Below are 23114 nucleotides of genomic sequence, written 5' to 3' on the forward strand. Positions count from 1 at the left end.
GCTGATCGAACAGGGCATGGCCGGCAACGACATCGGTCAGCTCGTCGCCGGACTATGCCGGCGGCTGATCGCAGACGGCTTGCCGATATGGCAGGCGAGCATCGCAATGCCTTCCATCCATCCGGTTTACCGCGGAGTTTCGGCAAGATTTGCCAGAGGTGCGGAGGCCGTCACTGAGAATGCCGAATATGAGAGCGTCAGCGAGGAGAGCTTCACGCATACGCCGATCTTTTATTTGCTGGAAAACGGCCTGCTCTTCGGCAGATGGCAAATCGCGCGGGGAGACGGTGTTGATTTCTACCCTGATTTGGCCGATCTCCAGCAAAAAGGCGGGACCGACCATGTCGTCAACCTTGTGTCCTTTCCGACAGAAGTTGCTCTGCGCGGCATGGCCCTCTCCGTGACCACCGATTGTCCCACCGGCTTCTCCGATGCACATCTTGAAACTTTGAAGGCGCTGCTGCCAAGCCTCGGACTGGCATGCTACCGCATGGCCGCGACCAAGACGGCGACCGACATGCTGGCCGTCTATACCGGCGCAAAAACGAGCGTGCATATCCTGGGCGGCGAGACGCAAAGGGGCGCTGGCGGCGCGCTTTACGCCGCAATCCTCTTGGCTGACCTCAGCAACTTCACCGCCCTGACGGAATCGCATTCGCGCGACGAGATCGTCGCCATGCTCAACCAACGCTTCGAACTGGTCGGGCGGAATGTTGAGGAACACAATGGCGAGATCCTGAAGTTCATGGGAGACAGCGTCCTTGCAATCTTCCCGGCCGATATCGATTGCCCGAAGGAAGCCTGCCGGAACGCTGTCGCGTCCGCCCGTCACATGCTTATGGCGAATGCCGCTCTGAACAATGACGATCTCCGCCGATCCGGCCCGCCTGTCGACATCGATATCGTCTTGCATCTCGGCGAGGTTTTTTACGGCAATATCGGAGCGCGTGGACGGCTGGATTTCACGGTGATTGGGCCAGCGGTCAATGAGACATCCAGGCTCGAAAAACTATGCGACCAATTGCAGGAACATCTCCTGCTGTCCGAAAGCTTTGCAACTGCCTGCGGCCTTGCATGCGATCGATTGGGAGACTTCAAGTTGCGCGGGGTTTCAAAACCTGCGGGCGTGTTCAAACTTGCCTGACGAAGCGTCACGCATCGCTACCTCGACCGGCGCATGGGAATCGACGTCAATTGGCGAAGTGGACGACGACGCCGGGCTTGACCATGCCGGCCAGTTCCTCGGCGTCCCAGTTGGTAAGGCGCACGCATCCGTGCGACTGCCCCTTGTCGATGAACTCCGGATCGGGCGTTCCATGAATTCCGTATGTGGGCTTGTCGAGATCAATCCATACGCTGCCGACCGGCCCATTCGGGCCCTTGGGTATGGTCAGAATCTTCGTGTTCCTGCCCTGCTTGAAGTTGAGTTTCGGATTGTACCGATAGACCGGCATCCTTGCGACGCCCTTTACCTTGTGGGTCCCTGACGGCGAAGGATTATCCTGGCTGCCGATGGTTGCTGGATAGACCGAAAGCAGCGCGCCGCTTTGATCATAGGCCAGAACTTGGCTGGTCTTTTTGTTAATCTCGATGCGCTTGACACGGCCTTGCTTCGGCGAACCGGGCGCCACAACCAGAATCGTCTTGCCAGGAGCGAAGTCCGAGCCGGGGTTGAGCTTGCTCAGCAGGTCGGCATCCATATGGAACCGTTCCGACAGCCGCTCCGCCACGCTGGTATATGCCATGCTTTCCATCTTCGCTTTTTCACCGTAGTCGTCGGGAATGTGGTCGACGAGTCCAGTGGCATCCTCTGGCGTGACGAGGTAACTCTGGGTGATCGATGCGTCGGTCTCAAGACGTGCGATCACGTCAGGATCAAGCTTTCCGTCGATGGGAAGATGGTTCATCGCCTCGAAGCCCGCTATGGCGTGGCTGACATTCTCTCCGTAGAAGCCGTCGATCACGCCGGGAGACGACCCCGCTCGGTCGAGCAGCACCTGGAGGCGGATGATCGCGGGATCCGGCTCCTTGGACGCCTTGGCGGTATGCTTAGGCGCGACGGAAGTAAGGCGCGCCGTGTTGATCGCCTCAGGACCGAGCGCTTGCGCGGCTGCACCGCCGAATGAAGGCGTGAGCGTGAGAACGGCGATCACAGCATAGACTTTCATGGAACATCAAATGGTCAGAAGCGGATCTTGTTCCAACCGCACGCCGCAGCGTGCCCCGAAGACTTCGGTTGCGCCGATCTTCGGCGTCACGGCAGCAAACCTCCCGTTACTTACACCCATCAGAATTTCTAATTGAGATTGCATCCGGAAGGTGGTCCTATGCGGTCCGCGTAGCTGACTCCCCTCGCCCTCCTTCCGATTTTTGACCCGAGTGGCCCATGTCGATTTCAGATGCGATTTACCGTCCCTTCGAAGAACTGATCCGGCCGCTCGACATTCCTTACCAGCCGCTACCTTCGCGCGGGCCTGTCGCCGTGCTTCTGCACTTCATCTCGATGTTCCGTGGCGTCCTGATCGCGCTCGCGCTGTCTTCCATGGCAATCGAGGCCATCAACCTGACAATCGTCTGGGGTCTTTCAGTCATCGTCGATGGCGTGACACAGCAGGGTGCCGTCGCGTTCCTGCACGGCGAATGGCGACTGCTTACGGTCCTCGGCCTGCTCATCTTTCCGGGCATGCCCATCGCCTCGTTCCTTTTGAACACACTTACCTCGCATACGCTCAACATCGCCATGCCTGCCGCCATTCAATGGCAGGGTCACAAGGCGGTGGAGCAGCAGGATCTCGCCTTTTTTCATGATCTTTTTGCCGGACAGGTCGCCTCGCGTCTGTCGCAGGTGGCGTCCGCGGTCCAGCAGCAGATCATTGCCGCCTTCCAAACGGTGCCGCGCTTCCTTTTTCAGATGGTCGGCTCGATGATCCTGCTGAGCGCTCTGTCCTGGCAGCTCGCACTGCCTGTCCTCGTGTGGATCGTACTTAATGTTGCGCTTGCCGTCAGATTGGTGCCAACCTTCGTGGAACGCTCGCGTCGCTCCGCCAAGCAGCGCAGCCTCGTCTCCGGCGCCATCACCGATCTCTACAGCAACATGCAGATGATCAAACAGTTCGCGGCCGAAGACAGTGAGGCTGGCGCCATCCGCCGCATCCTTCAAAAGGCCGTCTGGACGCAACACAAGGAACAACGCATCTACCGAACAGCGGAACTCACCGTTGTGGCACTCAACATGGCCCTCTGGTTGGCCATGATTTCGATCGGTTTTTCCGGCCTCGTCAACGGCTTTCTAACAGTCGGGCAATTCGTCGCGGCGGTCTACATCCTCCAACGGCTGTCCGGGCATACCTTCACGTTTTTGCAGATGGGCCAGCAGATCTTCCAGGCGATAGGCACCATCAAGGACGCCATGCCGGTGATGACGACGCCGCCGACCATAATCGATCGACCAGACGCTACCGAGCTGAACGTCCGCCGCGGGGAAATCCGTTTCGAAGACGTTCGCTTCGCGTATAAGTCCGGCAAGCAAGTGATCAATGAGCTGTCGCTGACGGTCCGGGCCGGCGAGAGGGTTGGCCTGGTCGGCCTTTCCGGAGCCGGCAAGACGACGCTCGTAAGTCTACTATTGCGCTTCTACGACATCGCGGACGGCACGATCCTGATCGACGGACAGGACACCCGCATGGTGACGCAGGCAAGCCTTCGCCGCAACATCGGGGTCATCGCGCAGGACGTCGCGCTGCTGCATCGTTCGGTCGGCGACAATATCCGTTACGGCCGGCCGGAGGCGACGCAGGACGAGATTGAACACGTCGCAACGATGGCAAGTGCCGATGCCTTCATTGCCGATCTCGCCGACGGCGAAGGCCGCAAGGGTTACGATGCCTTCGTCGGCGACCGCGGCATCAAGCTTTCCGGCGGCCAGCGCCAACGTGTCGCCATCGCGCGCGTTCTGCTGAAGGACGCGCCGATCCTGGTGCTGGACGAGGCGACCTCCGCCCTCGACAGCGAATCCGAAGCCGCCATCCAGGAAAAGCTCAACCTTGTGATGGAGGGAAAGACGGTGATCGCCATCGCACACCGCCTCTCAACCATTGCCAGGATGGATCGCATCGTCGTGCTCGATCAAGGAAGCATCATAGAGGAAGGCAAGCCGGACGAACTGGTCGCACAGGACGGGTTGTTTGCCCGTTTGTGGAAACGCCAGACCGGCGGCTTTATTCCTGACGACATCAATTGATCCTTGTCGGGATCGCTCACGTCGGAAACGCCGGACCGTTTGGATTCCAAAGCGGACATCTTAGGCGCGTAAAATGCCTCATGTGGGCTGGAGAAAGACTGTTCGCCTCTTATTTCAACTCTCAGCGGGAATGAAAAACGAACAGCGAAAGGAGTTACGCAATGGCAACGGCAAAGAACACGATCTGCCTTTGGTACGACAAAGACGCGGAGGCTGCCGCCCGCCTCTATGCTGAGACTTTTCCCGACAGTTCAGTGGGTGCCATCATTCGTGCCCCTGGAAACTATCCGGAGGGTAAGCAGGGAGACGTCCTGGTGGTTGAATTCACCGTTGCGGGTGTCCCTTGCATCGGCCTGAACGGCGGCTCCACGTTCAAACACAACGAAGCCTTCTCATTTCAGATCGCAACGGACGATCAGGAAGAAACCGACCGCTATTGGAACGCCATCGTCGGCAATGGCGGCCAGGAAAGTGAGTGTGGCTGGTGCAAAGACAAGTGGGGAGTGTCCTGGCAGATCACGCCCCGCGTCTTGATGGAAGCGCTCGTAAAGGGCGGTGATGAAGCAAAGCGTGCTTTCGATGCGATGATGACCATGAAGAAGATCGACGTCGCAGTGATCGAGGCGGCGCGGCGCGGCTGACGCACCAGCGCGTCGGGCGAGATTTTGCTGGAGCTTCCACCCCTGATCAAACAGCGGACCTGCCTGCGGCAGCATTCCGAAAAAATTTTCAGCTCGGACAAAAAAATGCAGGAATCGGCGTTACGGTGACATTCCGGGCGCAAGGAGCGTTTCGGAGGAGATTAGAGGAAGACATTATGAAAAAGTTACTTGTCATTGCCCTGACTTCCACAGCAGCGTTAACACTAACCGCACTCGTTTCTACAGCCGACGCAGCTCAAGGATGCGGCGCGGGGTATCATCGAGGCCCCTACGGCCATTGCCGTCCGAACGTCGCGACCGGCGGCACGGTTGTTGTCGTGCCCCCCGGAGGCCCGAGGGTCGGTGTTTATTATCATGGACGCGGCTACTGGGATGGCCGCCGTTATTGGGTGCATCGTGAGCGCTGGCACGGTGGCTGGCGCTACTATTGATCGAAACTTTGCTGGGTCGGTCAATCGACCGGCCCAGCCGCTCACACGGAGCGGCTTGAGCGGGATTGCCCCAGAAGCGGGCGACCGCATGTCTTAGCAAAACGCCAAATCGATAGCGTTCAGCCAGAGCCCGCACCGGGGCTTGACATTAGGCTTCATCGAGTGCTTGGCCCAGATCGGCGATGAGATCGTCGGGATGCTCGATGCCGATCGAAAGGCGGATGGTCGATTCCAATACGCCGATGCGTTGGCGCACGTCGGCCGGCACGCCCGAATGCGTCATCGTCGCAGGATGGGAAGCCAGCGATTCCGTTCCGCCGAGGCTAACCGCGAGTTTGAAGACCTGCAACGCGTTCAGAAACCGGAACGAGGCAGGCTGACCGCCCTTGATATCGAAGGAGAACGTCGAGCCGGCGCCGCTGCACTGGGCTGCGAACGTGCGGCCTGTGGCTGAGCCCGCATCGGCATAGGCCAAGTAGTGAATCTGCTCGACCTTTGCATGGTTCCGCAGGAAGTCCGCCACGGCCATTGCATTGCTATTTGCACGTTCCATGCGGATCTGCAGCGTCTCCAAAGAACGCCCCAGCATCCAGCACGAATGGGGATCGAGCTGGGTGCCGATCGAACCCCTGAGCGCCTTTACTTGGGCGATGATCGCTTTCCTGCCGAGTACGGCGCCCGCGATAAGGTCGGAATGGCCTCCGACATACTTCGTCAGCGAGTAAAGCGAGAGGTCCGCACCATGTTCGATCGGACGCTGGAAGACCGGCCCGAGAAGCGTGTTGTCGCACACGACGATCGGTTTGTGCCCCTGCTTCTCACCGATCGCGTCCGCGATACGTCGGATCATTGCGACATCGACGAGACTATTGGTCGGATTGGCCGGCGTCTCGATCAGAATGATGGAAACGCGTCCCTTGGTCATCGCTTGCTCCGCCGCAGCCCTGACGGAAGCTTCCTCGACACCGTCAGCGAATCCGACGGCTGAGACGCCAAGGTTGAAAAAAGTCTTGGCGAGCAAGGTTTCCGTACCGCCGTAGAGAGGCTGCGAATGGAGAATGGCGTCACCCGGACGGACGAATGTAAGCAGAGTGGTGGAGATAGCAGACATGCCGGAAGAGAACACCGCGCCGCTTTCGGTGCCTTCATAAACCGCGAGACGATCCTCGACGATCTCGCTATTGGGATGATTGAAGCGCGAGTAGACGAGGCCCGCGCCCTTTCCTTCCGGTGGCACCTTCCGACCTGAGACATAGTCGAAGAAGTCGCGGCCGTCCTCGGCGGACTGGAAAACGAAGGTCGATGTCAGGAAGACAGGCGGCTTCACGGCCCCCTCGGAGAGTTCGGGATCATAGCCGTAGTTGAGCATCAGGGTTTCCGGATGCAGAATCTGGTTTCCAACACGGGTTTTCGACGGGTGCGGCGCAGTCATGGGGTGCCTCCTTGATCAAGGTCACAGGCTCGGATCGTCGTCCGAGCGAACAACCAGTGATATTTGGAGCGGCGACGCGCAGTGAAAAGAGCCGCACCTCTACGCCAAGAGGATGACGTGGCACGGGGAATATCAGTCGGATGTCGAATGGCGAAGTTTCAGCTCGCCCGCAGATCGTTTTCAGATCTTGTGGAACACCGATTTGTGACATGCCCAAAAGAGTCGGGTAGGATGCACTGACATTCTCGCTCAAGGGGGAACTGGCATGACGGATCGCAAAATTTCAGCAAAATTGCTGGCAGTAGCTGCTCTGGTGTTCGCGAGCCAAGGACTTGCCTTCGCGCAGATGCCGCAACAACAACCCGATGCGAAGGCCTTCAAATTGGGCAAGCTCAACATTGTCGCCCTGCACGACGCCCAGTTTGTCCAACCGAATGACGGCAAGATATTTGGTCTCGACCATAACCCAACGGAGGTCGCGGATTTGCTGAAAGCGGCGGGTGCACCGACCGATACGGTCACGCTTAGCGTCGACGCCCTGCTGGTCAAATCGGACAAGCACCTTATCCTGATCGATACCGGTGTTGGAGGCGCACTTCAGGGCAGCCTGGCAAAAGCCGGTTATCACGCCGATGCAGTCGACGAAATCCTGATTACCCATTCTCATCCGGATCACGTTGGCGGACTGGTTCAGGATGGAAAGCTTGCTTTTTCAAAGGCCACCATCCGCATGTCGGAAGCGGAGTGGTCCTATGCCAAGGCAAATGAAAAGCTGGCCGACGTGGTTAAGGTCATCGCGGACCATGTGAAGACGTTCAAACCTGGCGGTGAGGTTCTCCCCGGTATCGCATCCGTGGCCATGAGCGGTCACACTCCGGGCCATGTCGGCTACCAGATCACCTCGAAAAAGGAGAGGCTGTTCGATATTGGCGACACCGTTCACAGCTCCATCATTTCGCTCGCCAAGCCAACTTGGGCGATATCGTTCGACGGTGACAAGCCGGAAGCGGAGCAGAACCGTGTGAAAACGCTGAATACGCTCGCCAAGAGTCATGAGAGGATTTTCGCGCCGCACTTTCCGTTCCCTGGCGTGGGATATATCACGGCGGAAGGCGACCATTTCAAATGGACTGCGGATGACAAGTCCGAATAGGACTATGTTCGGAGGCTGCGGAAGCATCGATTGGCGATTCTGTTGGTTCGCCAGACCGTCTCTGCTGATCGGCGGCAGAAAGCCCTTGATTGACTCGTCTTATGCTTGATGCCGTGCCCTGCTGATGATTAAGTCAATGACGACGTGGGGTGAATTTCCGCAGCTCGTCTCATGACTGTCCGAAGCCCCGGGAAAGAATACGAGCACGTGACGACCAGCATCAGACATATCGCCAAACTCGCCGGAACATCGGTCTCGTCAGTATCGCGCGTGCTCAACAATAGCGGTTATGCCTCGCCCGAGCTCAGGGAGCGTGTGGAGGCGGCCATTCGCGCGCTGAACTATACGCCGAGCAAGGGCGCGCGCATGCTGCGGGGAGCGCCGAGCCGGATGATCGGGCTGATGCTGCCGTCGATCGACGTGCCGTTCTTCGGCATCCTGGCCCATACGATCGAACAGGAATTGTTCCAACGCGGCTACCAGACGCTGATCTGCAGCACAGCGGAGAACATGGATCACGAGGCGCGCTACATGTCCATGCTGCTTGCCCAGCGCGTCGATGGCGTCATCGTGGCAAGTGCATTTGGCAGCATCGAGCACTTCGAGATCCTGCGGGATGCCCAAATTCCGATCGTCGCGATCGATCGCGAGCTGAGCGGCATCGCCGAAGACGCGATCATGGCCGATCATGAGGAAGGCGGCCGCCTGATGGCGCGTCACCTGATCGACCTCGGCCACCGGGCGATCGGCATCGTCGGCGCGCCGGCTCATAGCCAGCCAGTTCAGCTTCGCCTCCGGGGTATTTCGGGGGAAATGGCGAAACACGGGATCGCACCCGCCGCCGTGACGATGGCCGAGGAGCACAGTTTCGCGGCAACCTACCCACTGGCGCGGGATCTGCTGACGGCGCACCCGGAGATCACGGCGATCATCGGCACGACCGATATTTCGGCGATTGCGGCAATCCACGCCGTTCTGGATCGTGGTTGTTCCGTGCCAGGCGATTATTCGGTAATCGGTTTCGACGACCTGCCTGAGGCAGCCTACATCTTTCCCCGCCTGACGACGGTCGCACAGCCGATCCGCGATGTCGGGCAGCGGGCGGCACAGCGCCTGGAAACGCTGATCGCGGAACACCACGCGGGGCACGAACCGCGCGCGGGTGATGTCGTGAAAGTGCCGGTCACCCTGATCCATAGGGACTCCACCGGTCCCGCCCGCGGCTAAGGCGGTATGAGCAGGACCCGAAGCTAGGGTCGGACGATAACCTTGATCTCGCCCGGCAATGGCGCGCTGCCCACCACCTCCGCGACCTCTTCGAGATCTATGGTCTTGGTCACCAGTATATCCAGCTCCAACGCCCCGCTCGCTACCAATGCGGCCGCCCGCGAATGGGTGAACGGATTGAGATAGGCCGGCCTTATATCGACTTCATTGACGAGCAGATCGAACGGCAGGACGGGCACCTCGACCCCTCTAGGCGTTACTCCGAAAAGCACGAAGTTACCGCCGCGCCGTGTCATTTGCAGGCCTGTCTGCAAGGTCTCGGGAACGCCTGCGCACTCGATGACGACATCCGCGCCACCATGGGTGACCTCTCGAACAGCGGCGACCGCGTCCGAAGCCGTCGGGTCGAACGCATGCGTCGCGCCCAATTGCAGCGCAGTCTGCCGTCTCGAGAGCTGCCGCGTGATCAAAATCACCTGGCTTGCTCCAGCCAAGCGGGCCAATTGCACCATGAGCAGGCCGATGACGCCTCCGCCCAAGATAGCGACGCTCTCGCCCGCACGGATCTCGGCCTTGTCGATAGCATGAAGGCAGCAGGCAAGCGGCTCGCAGAAAGCACCATGCACGGGATTGAGATCGGCAGGCAGCGTGAATGCCTGACGGCACGGCACCGCCACATATTCGGCAAAACCACCATCTCGCGTCACGCCGATCGCGGTCAAACCCTCGCACAGGTTCACCCGCCCGCGCGCGCAGGCATGACAACGGCCGCAGGCGATATTCGGGTCTGCGGTCACCAGCTCACCGCCGGTAAAACCGATGACCTCCTCGCCGACCACTTCGACGATGCCGCAGAATTCATGGCCCATCGTGACCGGAATCGCTGTCGGATACTCGCCCTTGTACATGTGGCGATCAGAGCCACAGATGCCGGCGGCAAGGACACGAACGAGCAATTCATCCGGCCGGGCAGACGGTTTCTCCACGCTGCGCATCGTCATGGACGCGATCGACTCCAAGCGGACAGCCTTCATTCCTCTCCTCCTCACTGATGATCTCACATTTCAGAACGGCGACCCTATCCGGCACCGGCCTGGAAAGGGCTTTGCCCGATCAGCTCATGACGTTGCCGCCATCGACATTGTAACACTGCGCGACGATGTATGCCGCATCCGGCCCGGCCAGAAAGGCAGCCATGGCCGCCTGTTCTTCCGCCGCACCAAATCGTCCGGCTGGAACGGCGGCGGCCACGCGGCGCTTCACCTCGCCGGGCTGCAAACCTTCGCGGCTCCCAAGTTTTGCATCGACGACGTCCCACATCGGCGTATCGACCACGCCGGGGGCGATGGCGTTCACATTGATCCCGTATCGGATCAGTTCCAGAGCGCAGCTTTGGGTGATGCTGATGACAGCCGCTTTGGAGGCGCAGTAAGCGACGGCCGGTCCCTCACCGCGGCGGCCGGCCTGAGACGAGAAATTGATGATGCGCCCGCCTTCGCCTCTCTCCACCATATGCCGGGCAACCGCCTGCGTCATGAAAATCACACCGTCGATATTGACCTGGAAAACCCTGGCGGTGCGCTCGCGCGATATCTCCAGAATGGATTGGACATCGTAGATGCCTGCGGCGTTCACCAGTATGTCTATCTTGCCGGCAGTCTTTATCGAAAAGTCCACCGCGGCGTCGATGCTCTCCTGGCTGGTCACGTCGAGCGCCACGCCCCAGCTATTAGGACCGATCGCCTTCGCGACGTCTGCGCATCGCTCACCGTCCAGATCGGCCACGACGACCTTCGCGCCTTCCGCTACAAAGCGTTCGCAAACGGCCTTGCCGATACCGCTCGCGCCTCCCGTGACCAATGCCACCTTTCCGGACAGTCGAGATGTCTGCACCAAGGTCATCGTGTCAACTCCTCGTTCGCCGCTGCTGTTGCGCTTGGCTTCATGCCTGCTTCCTCCTTGCTTGGTCCCGATGCGAGTTCAACAGGTTAATCGGATACCGGATTCATCTCCTCCATATCCTCCAGAAGAACCCTCATGCTGGGGATGCCATCGGTGGCCGTTGCGCCCGCAAGGCAACGCGCAGCCGCAGCGTGGGCGACGGCGCAGATATGCTCGACAGGCCAGTTTTCATGAAGGCCGTAGAGCACGGCAGCGCAGAAAGCGTCTCCCGCGCCGACGGTGCTGACGATATCGTGTGGATCGACGGGCCGCGAGCGCGTTACGACCGGTAAAGTGTCCGGCGCAAACCAGAAACAGATTTCCGGCGCATGGATGATGACACCTTGGGTGACGCCCGCCGCCAGCAGGCGCTCGCCCGCCTCTAGCAGCCCAGCCTCAATCAGATCTCCTTTCGCATCGCGAACGGTAACGCCAGTTGCCCGGCCCGCCTCCATCTCGTTGATGATCAGGAAATCGCAGAAAGGCAGAGCGACGCCCACCTTGGCGGCAAATTCCGGATCTTCGCTCGACACGAAATCCACACAGGTCGTGAGCCCCGCCCGGCGAGCGGCTTCCAGCAGGCGGGATGCCCCCGAACGGCCGTCTGGGCCGATCTGGTCGAGCCCGGGCAACAGCATCAGATAGCCGAGATAGAAGAGCCGATAGCCGGCGTCAGCAAAGGTCGCAGGCGAGATGAGCGCATCCGTGAGCGCATCGTTGGCGCCGCCATGATAGAAGAAGGTGCGGTTCTGACCCGGCACGTTCATGACATGCGTGTGAGCCGTCACCCGATCGGCGAGCGCCAGAAGGCCCTCGACATTGATGCCGGCATTCGCAAGGCGGGCCTTGACGATCTCTCCGTCCGGATCAGCGCCGATGCATCCCGCCGCCGCCAGCCTTCCGGGAAACCCGAGAGAGGCGAGGTCGGTGACGACATTGGCCGCGCCGCCGCCGACACCCAAATCCTGATGCACGATGTAGGCAAGATTACCCTGTTCAGGCCAATAGGACAGGGTGTGAACGCGATCGACAATGAAGTTTCCCGCGCAGACGATGCCGCCCTGCTGACCGTCGCCACCGTGAGCCTCCTCCCCCAATCGCATCAGCCTCCTCCCTCATTCCACAGGGGCCTGAGCGGCGGCTCATCTTCTTCGATCGCTGCAAAGCGCCCGATCGGTTCCAGAAAGAAGTTATCGCTGTGGTCGTCGTTGACTTGGCTGACCTCGCCGACAAGCACAGGCCCGCCCCCTTTCCTGCCGTAAAAGCGATGATAAAGCCCGGTGCGGATCGTCACGCTCTGGCCAGACGCAAGAACCAACGGTTCCCATGCGGCGAGTCGGCGCGGCAGCCCATCCACCGGAACCGTCACATCATCCTGCAGCGCATTGCCATCAGCGTCGGCAGCGGCGAATTCGATGACGAGATCACCGCCGGCGCGATTGATGATGTCTTCCATCTTCGCCGCGTGCCGATGCGTTGGCGTAACCTGACCCTCCTCGACGAAGAGTAGCTTTTCGGCATAGGTGCGCTCGCCCTCGGCACCAACAATGCCGTTGCGCAGGCAGAACAACACGAGACCGCATTCGGCGAAGCGGTTGGAGCCGAAATCGGTGACATCCCAACCAAGCTGATGGGCGCGCAGATAGGCCGATGCCTCCGGATGGGAGGCAAATTCCGACGCCGACCAAAAGCCCCACTCCGGCAGAGACCAATGCCAGCGTTCAAGGGTCTCGCTTGCGCGCCGCAGCGCGGCGTTGATTTCGGAGCGCTTCATCTGACTGCCGCTCCGTCATAGTTGACCGAAACGACGGCATCCTCGCGGCCGGATTTGAGAGCGGCCGTCAGCACCGCATGATGTGCCTGCGCCTCCGCCGGCGTGGCGCAGCCAAAACCGTTGGCATTTCCTCCGGCAAGCTCATCGACGAAGGCCGCCCACATCTGCTGTATGGCATCGGCAAAGCCGAATTCGAAGATTTTGCCGGTGATCGCCGGAAACAGCGAACCATATCCGAGATCCTCGGTGCTCCAGGCCTGCGCGCCGCCATTATAGTCCATCCACTGCCACTGGCGCGGCGACTTTGTGCTGAAGAATGCGCTCTTCTTCATGCCGAGAATGCGAATGTACCAGGTGTTGGATTCACCCGGCGCAATGCGCCAGGTTTTCAGCACCATGGGGAAATCCTGATCCCCGCTGCGCACGCGGGAGCTAATCGTGGCATTGTCCCAGGTGGTGCAGGGCAGCATGCCGCCCTTGCCGTCGGGACGTTCGGTGACCTTCTTGACCAATCGCGCATGCAGCGTTTGCGGGTGCCAGCCAAGGCGCAGCGGCACATGCAGCACATGCATGCCGAGATCGCCCATGCAGCCGTATTCACCGTTGATATCCGCCATGCGCTTCCAGTTGATCGGCTTCTGCCGGTCGATATCCGAGGAATGCAGGAAGCCCGCCTCGACTTCGAGGATATCCCCCATCTCACCGCTTTTAGCGAGCGCGATGACCTTCTGTGCGCCGGGGAAGAAAGGCATTTCCGACGAGCAGCGGACCAGGAGTTCGGGATGCTCGGCGAGAACCGCCATGATCGCTCGGTTCTGGGCGGCATCCATGCCGAACGGCTTTTCGCCGAGAAGATGCTTTCCGGCCTTCAGGACATCGATATAGAAGTCCTGGTGCAGCACATGCGGGACGGCGCAATAGACCGCATCGACTTCGGGATTGGCCAGAAGCTCCTTATAGTCGGCGGTGAATTGCCGAACCGTCGGCACATTGTCCCTGAACCAGTCGAGCAGCGTCGTATTGGTGTCGCAGACGGCGATGATTTCTGGCCGCGCCTTCATATCGGCCAAATGCAGCCAGCGCGCCGCAGCGCTCGCGAACTCGCGCCCCATCAGACCACAGCCGATGACGCCGAAGCGGAATATTTTTGTCATGCCTCCTCCTCCCAAGATGCGTCAGGCGAGATGCCGGGAGGCATCTTCGACCGAAGCCCCGTCATGGACGATCGCCATCAGCGCCCGTGTCATGCCTGCGGGGTTGTTGTGCTGAATGACGTTGCGGCCATAGACGATGCCCCGGGCGCCCTGTTCCATCAACTGCTTTGTCCGGGTCAGGATTTCCTGATCCGAAACGCGGCCGCCGCCGCGCACCAGCACCGGAAGACCCTGAGCGATTTCGACGACGCGATGATATTCCGCGACATTGTCGCATGGGTCGGCCTTGATGATGTCAGCGCCGAGTTCGGCTGCCTGACGCACCAGCGGCAGGATCTTGTCGATCGCGCCGTCGACCATGTAGGCACCCTTTGAATTGTCCTGCATGACCAGCGGTTCGACCATCAGCGGCATGCCGTAGATCTCGCATTCACGCTTCAGACTATTCACGTTGCGCACGCAGGCACGATAGACTTCGGGCTGGTCCGGCAGCATCAGAAGATTGACGACGACGCAGGCGGCATCCAGCGCCACGGCCTGTTCGACGCCCCGGTCGATCATTTCGGAAAACAGCGCCGAAGGCAGCGGATTGCCGTAGATATTGGCAATATCAGTGCGCAGGACCAATGCGGGACGCTGCTTGCCGGGGATTGCCTGCAGCAGAGGCGCCGTGCCGGGCGGAAGCTGAATGGCATCGGGCGCGGCATCGGCGATCACCTTGATGGCCGTCTTCATGTCCTCGATCCCGGCGAGAAAAGTCCGCTCGTTGAACATGCCGTGATCGATGGCGACGTCGAAGCAATTTCCAGACACGCCAAAAAGGCGGTTGAGCCGCGCGGATTTCATTCGCTTCCTCCCATATGGTAACGTTTCCATACGGGAGGATATGCGGGTCAGGACTGCGAGTCAATAAATGTGGTATCGTTTCCATATATCGCGGTACATTGAACGGCCGGCCATCCCTACTAATCCAATCAAAGCAAGGGACTGAGCCGCGTGATCGCGGCAAAGCGCTCCCAGTCTTTCTGGGCCTTGGGAGTCCAGGCCGCTTCCGCAATCGCATTCAGACGAGGGAAGACGAGATGGTTGAAATAGGCCTTGGAGATGAAGTTCTCACTCCAGATACAGGCCTGAATGCCTTTGAGCTTATGTTTAAGCTCATGCGGGAAATCGCCTTCCGCCTCATAGGTGTAGGTATAGTGAGGAGGCACGGTGCCCGCCCAGCTCGCGCCGGGCTCCTGCCAATCCTCTGCCTGGACCATGTCCAAATAATAAGCCTGGCCGGGCGTGATCACGACATCGTAGCCTTCATGGGCAAGTTCGATGCCGACCTTCTGGTTCTCCCACGCCATGAGCAACGTGTTTTCCGCGTTGACGCCGCCGCCATGGGCGACCTCGTTCCAGCCGGCGAGCTTTCGGCCGCGCGTATCGAGCATCGCCTTGACCTTGCCCAGAAAATAGGACTGGAGGCCGAACGTTCCTTCTACGCCTTCCTGATCCATCAATTTGCGGCAGAGCGGCGAAGCGAGCCATGAGCCATTAGCGACCTCGTCGCCGCCAACATGGACGTAGTCGGAGGGAAAAAGCTCGATCAGTTCGTCGAAGACTTTGCCGAGAAACTCATATGTGGCGGGAATTGCCGGGTTAAGCGCGTTGTTGGGATAGCCCTGAACTGAGCGATAGCTGTCGGGCGCCTCCTGGCCATCGGCCAGTTCGGGAATGGACGTGAGGGCTGCCGTGCAATGGCCCGGAATATCGATTTCCGGGATGATCTCAATATGGAGCGCGGCGGCATGCGCAACGATCGCCCGAACGATCTCCTGCGAATAATGCCCCTCGCGAACCTCGGCACCGTCGCCGAGTTGCGGCACCAGGACTTCATTCGGGCCGCGCCGCGCGCCGATCGTGGTAAGCGCCGGATAGGCCTTGATCTCGATGCGCCAGGCCTCGTCGTCGGTCAGGTGCCAATGGAAGATATTGAGCTTGTTCCAGGCCAGGATATCGAGAAGGCGGGAGATATCGGCCGCGGGATAGAATTGCCTGGAGACATCGAGATGGCAGCCGCGCCAGGCATAGCGCGGCTGGTCGGAAATTCGCCCGGCGACCGGAAATTTGAATCTTGCAGGCTCGGTCCGGGCGCCATGCAGCATCTGCGCAAGCGTGGTCAGCCCATATTGCAGGCCGGCTGCATCCCCGCTTGTCAGGCGGATGCCGCCCGGCGAGAAATCAAGCGCGTAGCCTTCCTTGGAAAGCGATGACGACGCGAATATCACCGGCACGCCGCCTTCGACGGCGGTGAGGCTGAAGGGCACGTTCGCGGCGGAAAAGAGCCGCTGGAAAAGCCGGAGCACGGCCACCATCGTCTTGCGATGCACAGGTCCGCTCCCCGGTGCGGGATAGAGCGCCACCGGCACCTCACCGCCTGCCGTCAGACGGCATTCGGCTGGCCAGGGCAAGAGCGAGAAAGGTTGGTCGAGCCGTCCTTCCGGAAGAAGCGCCGGTGCGGCCGTGCTCTTTCGGCCTTTGAGCATCAGATCGCCGAATGTGACCGGCAGGGCGCGTCCATCGCTCAAGGTCATATAGGCGGATTTCACACCGTCGGTGCAATGTTTCGCCGGACGGGTCAGGCCGGACACACGAAAGGTCCATTGCTCGCCCGGTGCGAGCGCAAGCTCGACCGGCGCCGCATATTCGTGAAAATTGGCATTGCGGCGCAGCAGCGTCGCGCCCTGACACACATGAGTGTCGGCCGTGCGGGTGAGCGACGTATAGGCAAGGCGGAAACCGGTGAGGGTCTCATCGGTAAAATTGAAGAGCGTGAATTCGAAACGGCCGGTCGTGCCTTCGATAGGTTCCCAGCAGGCTTCGAGATGACATGGTGCTGACGTCATGGTGGTGCTTTCAGATTTCGGTGAGGGCGAAACAATGCTTGCGGAATGTCAGGAGGAAGTGCGGAGCATGCCGCGATAGATACCGGGCCATGATCCGGGGATTTCGAGGGTGTCGAGGCGCTTGCGGTAGAATTCGACAGGGCCTGGATCGCCGATAATGGCATAGGCATAGCCGGCCTCGCGCAGGCCATAGAGCACGGCAAACAACAGCGCCTCGCCGACGCCCTTGCCGCGCTGCTCCTCCGCGACCCCAGTCGGTCCGAAGAACCCCTTGGCAATCGCGTCGCCGCAGGCAAAGCCCAACATCTCGCCATCCTCGACCGCAATCCAGGTCGTGATCGGATGGCTGCCGAAGCCCGTTTCGCTTTCGGCGGCCCATTTCAAGCCAAAATGCTTTTCGATCCAGCCGAGCACCAGGCTGCGCTCCGGCGTCAGCGCCCGGCGTATCTCGATGCCATGCGCGCGCACTTTCGCGTCGTCATAGGCCGGCAGGTCGTAAAGACGGACCAGAAGATCAGACATGCTACGCGGCCTCCCCTGTCGATGGGTTCATGCCGATATGATGAAAGACGAAATGGCCGGGCGTAACCTCCACCGATTGCCCGACCGGCCTGCGAGATGCGTCGCGCACCGTCTCGGCATGCGTGGAGAATGATTGCCCCTGTTCGCCGCTACGGCCCGCGATCCTGACGGCCGGATCGGGCACGGCCGAGAGCAGCAGCCGCGTATAGGGATGCTGCGGATTGCGGATCACGCTGGCCGACGGGCCATATTCGACGATCTGACCGGCAAACATCACGGCCGTATCCTCGGCAATATAATGCGCCGTCGCGATATCGTGGGTGATGTAAAGGAAGCCGATGCCACGTTCGAGCTTCAGCCGGCGCATGAGGTCCAGCACGGAGCGGCGGATCGAGACGTCGAGCATGGATGTCGGCTCGTCCGCAACGATCAACCGTGCATCGACTGCAAGCGCGCGGGCGAGATTGACACGCTGGCGCTGTCCTCCCGAAAGCTCATGCGGATATTTATCGAGCGTCACGTTGGGATCGAGTTCGACATCGGCGAGCGTCTGACGCGCAGCCGCCTCCAACGCATCGCCCTTTAAGCCTTGATGCAAGATGAGAGGGCGGAAGAGGTGATGGCGGATCCTGTGTGCCGGATTGAGCGCCGCGAAGGGGTCCTGGAACACTATCTGCACCATGCGAAGGTAACTCATCTGGTCGGCTGCCGTGGTGAGGCCGCCGATATCCCGACCCGCAAACAGGATGTTGCCCGATGTCGGCTGGAAGAGCCGGGTGACTGCTCGTCCCACGGTCGATTTTCCGGACCCGGATTCGCCGACGATCGCCAGCGCCCTTCCCGCCTCCAGTTTCAAAGACACGTTCCGAAGCGCATCGACCCGCTTTTCCTGCCCGAACAACGGCTTCAGCAAGAAGGTTTTGCTGACGTTCTTGAGTTCGAGCAGCGGTGAGAAATTATCGTCCGTCATACGGCCTCCATCGCGTGCCCGAGCCGCGGCATCGCCTCCCAAAGGCGACGCGTATACTCATGCCGGGGTGCGGCAACGATATCCGCGACGGGCGCGGTTTCGACGATTTCCCCCTTCAGCATGATGGCAATCCGATCGGCAAACTGTGCCATCAACGCCAGATCATGGGTGATGAAGAGGATGGAAAAACCGAGCGTTTCCTTGAGCGTGACGATCTCCTGCAGGATCTCCCGCTGAACGACCACGTCAAGTGCAGTCGTCGGCTCATCCATGATCACGAGCTGCGGTTCGAGCGCGAGCGCGATGGCGAGCACGACACGCTGGCGCATGCCGCCGGACAATTGATGCGGATAGTCGTCAAGTCGGTCAGAGGAGATGGAGACGAGCCGCATCAGCGTCTCGGCGCGCGCCCGTGCCTCGTCCTTCCCCATTCCGTCGTGCCTGGACAGCACGTCCCTGAACTGCTCGAAGATCGTCAGCACCGGATTGAGAGAGCTCATGGCGCTCTGGAACACCATGGACGCCTTGCGCCAGCGCCACTGCTCCAGGGCGCGGGTGGAAAGCGCGAGCACATCGGTCCCGTCGATACGGATATCGCCCTTCGAGATGATCGCCGGCGGGCGATGCAGCCGCATCAGGGCGAAGGCTATGGTCGATTTTCCACAGCCGCTTTCGCCGGCAAGCCCCATCACTTCGCCGCGCTTTATGTCGAAATCCACACCCTTGACGGCAGTGAAGAGACCGTTTTGGGTCAGGAAATCCACCTGCAGCCCACGCACTTCCACGAGATTGGAGGAGAGGTTCATTTCAAGCCTCCTGTCCGTGTGCTACGGTCCGGGCGCGATCGAGCTTGCGCTGTTTTCTGACAGCCGCGTTGACTGTCCCGAGCGTGCGCAGCCGGGGATTGGAAATCTCGTCGACGGCAAAATTGATCAGCGAGAGACCGATGCCGATAACGGCGATCGCGGTTGCCGGCGCGAACACCTCCCACCAGGCGCCGACGCTCATCGCCGATGCGGTCTGGGCGTTATAGAGCATGGTGCCCCAGGAAACGGCGAGCGGATCGCCGAGCCCCAGAAACTCCAGCGTTGCCTCGGTGATAATCGTATAGATGACCGAGCCGATGAAGTTGAAGCCGATGATCGAAAGCAGGTTGGGCATGAGTTCGACGACGATCATCCGCCATTTGGGTTCGCCGATCAGTTCCGAGGCGAGGATAAAATCGCGTTGCCGGAGCGTCATGGTCTGCGCCCGCGTGACTCTTGCCCCCCAAGCCCAGGAGGTCAGCCCGATGATAAGGACGATCACCAAGGGGCTCGCCTCGCCGACGAAAGCTGCGATGACGAGCAGCAAGGGCAATTGCGGAATGACGAGAGCGATATTGGTGATGAAGTTGATCGCTTCGTCGATCCAGCCGCCGAAATAGCCTGCGGTCACGCCCAGGATCACGCCGATCACGGTAACGATCGAACCGGCCAGAAGCCCGATGAACAGCGACGTACGCGTGCCCCAGATCAACTGGGTGAAGACGTCGCGGCCCATCCGGGTAGTGCCGAGGATATGGTCAAACGAAGGCGCCTCATGTGGCCGGCCAACCCGTTTGATCGGCTCATGACCGGTCAGCACGGGAGCCAGCAAGGCGACAGCGACATAGAGGAGGACGATGGCAAGGCCGATGAGCGCCTTGCGGTTGCTAAGAATGGGAAGAAGGGTCCTCTGCATGGATCAGGCCTTCCTCAATCTTGGGTCAAGCAGCACATAGATGAGATCGACGATGAGATTGGCCGAGAGCATGGCAAGCGTCATGATGAGCAACTGACCTTGGATCAGCGGATAGTCACGCGCGACGATGCCGAGATAGAGGAGATGGCCGAGACCCGGATAGTTGAACACCACTTCGGTCACCAGCGAGCCGCCCATCACAGCGCCGAGGGTGATGGCAAAAGCCGTCACGCTCGGAAGCAAGGCATTGCGCGCTGCGTAGTTGAACATCACGCGTCGATCGGAAAGGCCCTTGGCCATGCCCATGACGACATAATCCTCGCCGAGCTGACCGATCATGTTGTTGCGCATGGTGACGAGATAGCCGCCGATGTGAACGAAGGCGAGGGACACCACCGGCATGACGGCGTGGTAAAGCGCGCTGGAGAGAAAGCTCGGCGTCAGCCCGGGATCGAGTTGCGGGTCGAAGGCAAAACTCGTCGGAAACCAGGCGAGGATCAAACCAAAAACATAGAGCCCGGTCAGCGCCACCACGACCGCGGGGATGGATTGTAGCGCAAGCGCGCCTGGAGAAGCGATCGTATCGAGGATGCCACCGCGCCGCCAGGCCGCGGAAACCCCGAGCCATGAACCCGTTGCGAAGGCGAGGACGGAGGCCGTGCCGGCGAGCGTCAGCGTCCAGGGAAGCGCATGGCCGAGCACCTGCCCCACGGTCAGCGGATAGAATTTGATCGATGGTCCGAGATCCCAGGTGAAGACGCTTTTCATATAAGCGAGAAACTGCAAATAAAGCGGTCCCGAGGCGAAGCCGAAGGTTTCGATCAAGGCGGCCTTGGCCTCCGGCGGCAGCGAGGAATTCATCTTGGCGAACATCACGTCCACCGGATTGCCCGGCATCAGCCGCGGTATGAAGAAATTTATCGTGGCCGCGGTGAAGAAGGCGGCAATATAGAAGATCACTCTTCGCAAGATGAAGGTCATCGGTTTGTCTCCGGCAGCGACCGAGCAGGGCGGATGGCCGCGATCAATTCGGTTCAGGCTGAGCGCCTGAACCGAATGCGTGCGTCCAAACAGAGAGGGAGAGTCGGACGCGCGATTACTGCGTGACTGGCCGCAATGCCAAAAGCTGCAGGAGCCGTTCCGGCACGCCGCCATAGACGACCGGGCGGGCGACCGGGTTGTCGGCGCTGAACCAACCGGTGAAGCGCTTGGTGTTGTATTCGTACCAGAGCGGGTTGTTGTAAACCGCAACGAAAGGCAGGTTCGCGCCGATAATGTCCTGGATCTTGTTCATGATCTCGACCTGCTTGCCGTGATCATTGGTGGTGTAGAATTCGTTCAGCAATGCATCGAGTTCTGGGTTGCTGTAGTGGGCCGACGCAAAGCGTGTCTTGCCCTTGTTGCTGGAGTTGAGCGCCTCGTCATACATGAACTGCGGCGTGATGCCGGTTCGGAAAGAGTTGATCGCCACGTCGTATTTGCCGGTGATCAGCGCATCGGTCCAGCCGGGGACATCCGGGGTTGCGAGCTTTGCCTGGATGCCGACCTCCGTCAGTCCTTCGATCGCAAGCTGGCAGGTGTTCACCCAGTCCGTCCAGCCATTCGGCACGATGATGTCGAAGCTGATCTTGCTGCCATCCGGATTTTCGACGAAGCCGTCGCCATCGACATCCTTGAAGCCGGCCTTCGCCAGCTCAGCCTTGGCGGCCTCGACATTATATTTCGAGAAGGCCCCGTATTTCTCATCCACCTTCGGATCATTCCAGGAATGGAAAGCCCGTCCGAGGCCGGAGGGATATTCGTTGAGCGTCGGATAGCCATAGCCGGCAATGTCGACCATCGCCTGGCGATCCAGCGCCATTGAGAAGGCGCGGCGGAAGGCGAGGTTGTTGAATGCCTCGTGATTGCCAGGATTCGTCGTTTCGAAATTCATGGTGAAGGCGACCATGGAACCGGCCGGGAACCAGTAGCCATGATGTTTGGGGTCCGTACCGACATAAGTCTTCTCAATGTCCGGAAGGAAGGAGCCGAACCAGTCGAGTTCGCCCTTGGCGGCAAGCGCGATCGTTTGATCATTGCCCGCGACCTGCGGGAAACGCATGCAATCGACCTTCAGCGTGGCGTTGTCCCAATAATTGGGGTTGCGGCATTGGACATATTCCTGCGGCGTGAAGCGGCGGATTTCTGTGAGCGGGCCGCTGCCGACCGGATTGGGATTGGTGAACGTGACCGGATCCTTTACGGACGCCCAGATATGTTCCGGAACGATGTAAATCTGCACGATCTTGAAGATCAGGCCGCTGTTCGGGCTTTTGTAGTTGATCTTCACCGTATGATCGTCAGGTGCCTCGATTCCATCGATCTGATCCCAGATCGCCTGCAGATCGAGCGCCTTGTGCTCCTTGATCAGGTTGAATGTGAAGACCACGTCCTTCGCGGTAAACGGCTTGCCATCAGACCACTTCGCGTCCCTGAGCTTGAACGTGACGCTTTTCAGATCGTCCGAATAGGCAAAGGATTCCGCCAGCCGATAATTCGGTTCGCCATCCTTGAGAGCATTGAAGACAATCAGCGGCTCATACATGAAGTCTTCCACCGACGGCACGCGGGTCGTGGTGTTGAAAGGATTGAAATTCTCCACCCACGCCGTCGATTCGTCCGGCAGCGCAGTCAACGTCACCTCTGCACGCGCTGACACCGGCACCATGACGCTGGCAACCAGCGCGGCCTTCAAAATAGTCTTGATGTTCATTTCCGTTCCCCATTTATCAAGGCGCAGGTTCTAGCCCGGCCCGGTTGGCAACGTCATATCAGCGCGAGGCGAACGGCAAAGTCACCCGACAATTCCGGCAGGAGTTGCGGCAAAATCGTCAAAACCGGAAATTCCGATCATATCGAAAAAACCCACTCCCCTTTTTCCGCAATTGTATAGATTGGCCGGAATTATCCGCCATGGGGAGAGCGGGAGGAGCGGGTGCCAGAGATGATGCGGAAA

General features: G+C 59.9%; 21 protein-coding genes. 6 read left to right on the top strand and 15 right to left on the bottom strand.

All coding sequences use genetic code 11. The features are described from left to right. Positions 1–16: 16 nt before the first annotated feature. Positions 17–1144: an adenylate/guanylate cyclase domain-containing protein gene (locus ACXHXG_RS25200; protein ID WP_457901099.1), complete on the top strand. Its 1128-nt coding sequence runs from the start codon at positions 17–19 to the stop codon at positions 1142–1144. A gap of 46 nt (positions 1145–1190) precedes the next feature. On the opposite strand, the gene ACXHXG_RS25205 is transcribed toward ACXHXG_RS25200, so the two are convergent. Next, positions 1191–2168 (bottom strand): L,D-transpeptidase family protein, encoded by a 978-nt coding sequence (locus tag ACXHXG_RS25205; RefSeq protein ID WP_283053383.1) that lies wholly within the window; start codon positions 2166–2168, stop codon positions 1191–1193. 218 nt (positions 2169–2386) lie between these two features. Here ACXHXG_RS25205 and ACXHXG_RS25210 point away from each other — a divergent pair, with 218 nt between their 5' ends. From ACXHXG_RS25210 to ACXHXG_RS25220, 3 genes are all read left to right on the top strand, one after another. After that, on the top strand, positions 2387–4240 hold the full coding sequence (locus ACXHXG_RS25210) for an ABC transporter ATP-binding protein (RefSeq protein ID WP_457901100.1): 1854 nt from the start codon (positions 2387–2389) through the stop codon (positions 4238–4240). A gap of 161 nt (positions 4241–4401) precedes the next feature. Then, a complete protein-coding gene (locus ACXHXG_RS25215) occupies positions 4402–4881 on the top strand; it encodes a VOC family protein (RefSeq protein ID WP_457901101.1) in 480 nt (159 codons plus the stop codon). 176 nt (positions 4882–5057) lie between these two features. After that, complete coding sequence (locus tag ACXHXG_RS25220; protein ID WP_457901102.1) at positions 5058–5333, top strand: GCG_CRPN prefix-to-repeats domain-containing protein; 276 nt, start codon at positions 5058–5060, stop codon at positions 5331–5333. A gap of 148 nt (positions 5334–5481) precedes the next feature. Here ACXHXG_RS25220 and ACXHXG_RS25225 read toward each other — a convergent pair whose 3' ends face one another. Next, the gene (locus ACXHXG_RS25225) at positions 5482–6765 is read right to left on the bottom strand and encodes a cystathionine gamma-synthase family protein (RefSeq protein WP_457901103.1); all 1284 of its coding nucleotides are present in this window, start codon (positions 6763–6765) and stop codon (positions 5482–5484) included. 265 nt (positions 6766–7030) lie between these two features. On the opposite strand from ACXHXG_RS25225, the gene ACXHXG_RS25230 reads away from it, so the two are divergent. Together ACXHXG_RS25230 and ACXHXG_RS25235 are read left to right on the top strand one after the other, a co-directional pair. Beyond that, on the top strand, positions 7031–7918 hold the full coding sequence (locus ACXHXG_RS25230) for an MBL fold metallo-hydrolase (RefSeq protein WP_457901104.1): 888 nt from the start codon (positions 7031–7033) through the stop codon (positions 7916–7918). A gap of 207 nt (positions 7919–8125) precedes the next feature. Continuing rightward, on the top strand, positions 8126–9145 hold the full coding sequence (locus ACXHXG_RS25235) for a LacI family DNA-binding transcriptional regulator (RefSeq protein WP_457901105.1): 1020 nt from the start codon (positions 8126–8128) through the stop codon (positions 9143–9145). A 23-nt stretch (positions 9146–9168) separates the two neighbouring features. On the opposite strand, the gene ACXHXG_RS25240 is transcribed toward ACXHXG_RS25235, so the two are convergent. The 13 genes from ACXHXG_RS25240 to ACXHXG_RS25300 form a co-directional block, all read right to left on the bottom strand. Next, positions 9169–10179 carry a zinc-dependent alcohol dehydrogenase family protein gene (locus tag ACXHXG_RS25240; RefSeq protein ID WP_457901106.1) on the bottom strand — a complete coding sequence of 337 codons (1011 nt, stop codon included), beginning with the start codon at positions 10177–10179 and terminating at the stop codon, positions 9169–9171. A gap of 79 nt (positions 10180–10258) precedes the next feature. Further along, on the bottom strand, positions 10259–11047 hold the full coding sequence (locus ACXHXG_RS25245; RefSeq protein WP_457901107.1) for an L-iditol 2-dehydrogenase: 789 nt from the start codon (positions 11045–11047) through the stop codon (positions 10259–10261). Positions 11048–11133: 86 nt separating this feature from the next. Then, entirely contained in the window at positions 11134–12189 is a 1056-nt protein-coding gene (locus ACXHXG_RS25250; protein ID WP_457901108.1) for a carbohydrate kinase family protein, read from the bottom strand. Beyond that, positions 12189–12860 carry a D-lyxose/D-mannose family sugar isomerase gene (locus ACXHXG_RS25255; protein ID WP_457901109.1) on the bottom strand — a complete coding sequence of 224 codons (672 nt, stop codon included), beginning with the start codon at positions 12858–12860 and terminating at the stop codon, positions 12189–12191. Before ACXHXG_RS25255 ends, ACXHXG_RS25250 begins: the two co-directional genes overlap by 1 nt. Next, complete coding sequence (locus tag ACXHXG_RS25260; RefSeq protein ID WP_457901110.1) at positions 12857–14014, bottom strand: Gfo/Idh/MocA family protein; 1158 nt, start codon at positions 14012–14014, stop codon at positions 12857–12859. The genes ACXHXG_RS25255 and ACXHXG_RS25260 overlap by 4 nt, the downstream gene beginning before the upstream one ends. A gap of 21 nt (positions 14015–14035) precedes the next feature. Further along, complete coding sequence (locus tag ACXHXG_RS25265; protein WP_260304768.1) at positions 14036–14860, bottom strand: class I fructose-bisphosphate aldolase; 825 nt, start codon at positions 14858–14860, stop codon at positions 14036–14038. A 128-nt stretch (positions 14861–14988) separates the two neighbouring features. Further along, positions 14989–16905 carry a beta-N-acetylhexosaminidase gene (locus tag ACXHXG_RS25270; protein WP_457901111.1) on the bottom strand — a complete coding sequence of 639 codons (1917 nt, stop codon included), beginning with the start codon at positions 16903–16905 and terminating at the stop codon, positions 14989–14991. 48 nt (positions 16906–16953) lie between these two features. Next, positions 16954–17427, bottom strand: coding sequence for a GNAT family N-acetyltransferase (locus tag ACXHXG_RS25275; protein WP_457901112.1), 474 nt, complete (start codon positions 17425–17427; stop codon positions 16954–16956). A 1-nt stretch (position 17428) separates the two neighbouring features. Beyond that, the gene (locus ACXHXG_RS25280; RefSeq protein WP_457901113.1) at positions 17429–18397 is read right to left on the bottom strand and encodes an ABC transporter ATP-binding protein; all 969 of its coding nucleotides are present in this window, start codon (positions 18395–18397) and stop codon (positions 17429–17431) included. Next, positions 18394–19203 (bottom strand): ABC transporter ATP-binding protein, encoded by an 810-nt coding sequence (locus ACXHXG_RS25285; protein WP_283053356.1) that lies wholly within the window; start codon positions 19201–19203, stop codon positions 18394–18396. Before ACXHXG_RS25285 ends, ACXHXG_RS25280 begins: the two co-directional genes overlap by 4 nt. A 1-nt stretch (position 19204) precedes the next feature. Beyond that, positions 19205–20119: an ABC transporter permease gene (locus ACXHXG_RS25290; protein WP_457901114.1), complete on the bottom strand. Its 915-nt coding sequence runs from the start codon at positions 20117–20119 to the stop codon at positions 19205–19207. Between the two features lie 3 nt (positions 20120–20122). Continuing rightward, entirely contained in the window at positions 20123–21100 is a 978-nt protein-coding gene (locus tag ACXHXG_RS25295) for an ABC transporter permease (RefSeq protein ID WP_457901115.1), read from the bottom strand. Positions 21101–21215: 115 nt separating this feature from the next. Further along, positions 21216–22871, bottom strand: coding sequence for an ABC transporter substrate-binding protein (locus ACXHXG_RS25300; protein ID WP_457901116.1), 1656 nt, complete (start codon positions 22869–22871; stop codon positions 21216–21218). Between the last annotated feature and the right edge of the window lie 243 nt (positions 22872–23114).

The sequence above is a fragment of the Rhizobium sp. LEGMi-198b genome, assembly GCF_054114205.1.

Coding starts and splice junctions, on each gene's coding strand:
- ACXHXG_RS25260 (WP_457901110.1), bottom strand. CDS start 14,014: ATGACAAAAATATTCCGCTTCGGCGTCATCGGCTGTGGTCTGATGGGG.
- ACXHXG_RS25270 (WP_457901111.1), bottom strand. CDS start 16,905: ATGACGTCAGCACCATGTCATCTCGAAGCCTGCTGGGAACCTATCGAA.
- ACXHXG_RS25230 (WP_457901104.1), top strand. CDS start 7,031: ATGACGGATCGCAAAATTTCAGCAAAATTGCTGGCAGTAGCTGCTCTG.
- ACXHXG_RS25225 (WP_457901103.1), bottom strand. CDS start 6,765: ATGACTGCGCCGCACCCGTCGAAAACCCGTGTTGGAAACCAGATTCTG.
- ACXHXG_RS25290 (WP_457901114.1), bottom strand. CDS start 20,119: ATGCAGAGGACCCTTCTTCCCATTCTTAGCAACCGCAAGGCGCTCATC.
- ACXHXG_RS25250 (WP_457901108.1), bottom strand. CDS start 12,189: ATGCGATTGGGGGAGGAGGCTCACGGTGGCGACGGTCAGCAGGGCGGC.
- ACXHXG_RS25280 (WP_457901113.1), bottom strand. CDS start 18,397: ATGACGGACGATAATTTCTCACCGCTGCTCGAACTCAAGAACGTCAGC.
- ACXHXG_RS25300 (WP_457901116.1), bottom strand. CDS start 22,871: ATGAACATCAAGACTATTTTGAAGGCCGCGCTGGTTGCCAGCGTCATG.
- ACXHXG_RS25265 (WP_260304768.1), bottom strand. CDS start 14,860: ATGAAATCCGCGCGGCTCAACCGCCTTTTTGGCGTGTCTGGAAATTGC.
- ACXHXG_RS25295 (WP_457901115.1), bottom strand. CDS start 21,100: ATGACCTTCATCTTGCGAAGAGTGATCTTCTATATTGCCGCCTTCTTC.
- ACXHXG_RS25245 (WP_457901107.1), bottom strand. CDS start 11,047: ATGACCTTGGTGCAGACATCTCGACTGTCCGGAAAGGTGGCATTGGTC.
- ACXHXG_RS25210 (WP_457901100.1), top strand. CDS start 2,387: ATGTCGATTTCAGATGCGATTTACCGTCCCTTCGAAGAACTGATCCGG.
- ACXHXG_RS25205 (WP_283053383.1), bottom strand. CDS start 2,168: ATGAAAGTCTATGCTGTGATCGCCGTTCTCACGCTCACGCCTTCATTC.
- ACXHXG_RS25285 (WP_283053356.1), bottom strand. CDS start 19,203: ATGAACCTCTCCTCCAATCTCGTGGAAGTGCGTGGGCTGCAGGTGGAT.
- ACXHXG_RS25215 (WP_457901101.1), top strand. CDS start 4,402: ATGGCAACGGCAAAGAACACGATCTGCCTTTGGTACGACAAAGACGCG.
- ACXHXG_RS25240 (WP_457901106.1), bottom strand. CDS start 10,179: ATGAAGGCTGTCCGCTTGGAGTCGATCGCGTCCATGACGATGCGCAGC.
- ACXHXG_RS25200 (WP_457901099.1), top strand. CDS start 17: ATGGCCGGCAACGACATCGGTCAGCTCGTCGCCGGACTATGCCGGCGG.
- ACXHXG_RS25275 (WP_457901112.1), bottom strand. CDS start 17,427: ATGTCTGATCTTCTGGTCCGTCTTTACGACCTGCCGGCCTATGACGAC.
- ACXHXG_RS25255 (WP_457901109.1), bottom strand. CDS start 12,860: ATGAAGCGCTCCGAAATCAACGCCGCGCTGCGGCGCGCAAGCGAGACC.
- ACXHXG_RS25220 (WP_457901102.1), top strand. CDS start 5,058: ATGAAAAAGTTACTTGTCATTGCCCTGACTTCCACAGCAGCGTTAACA.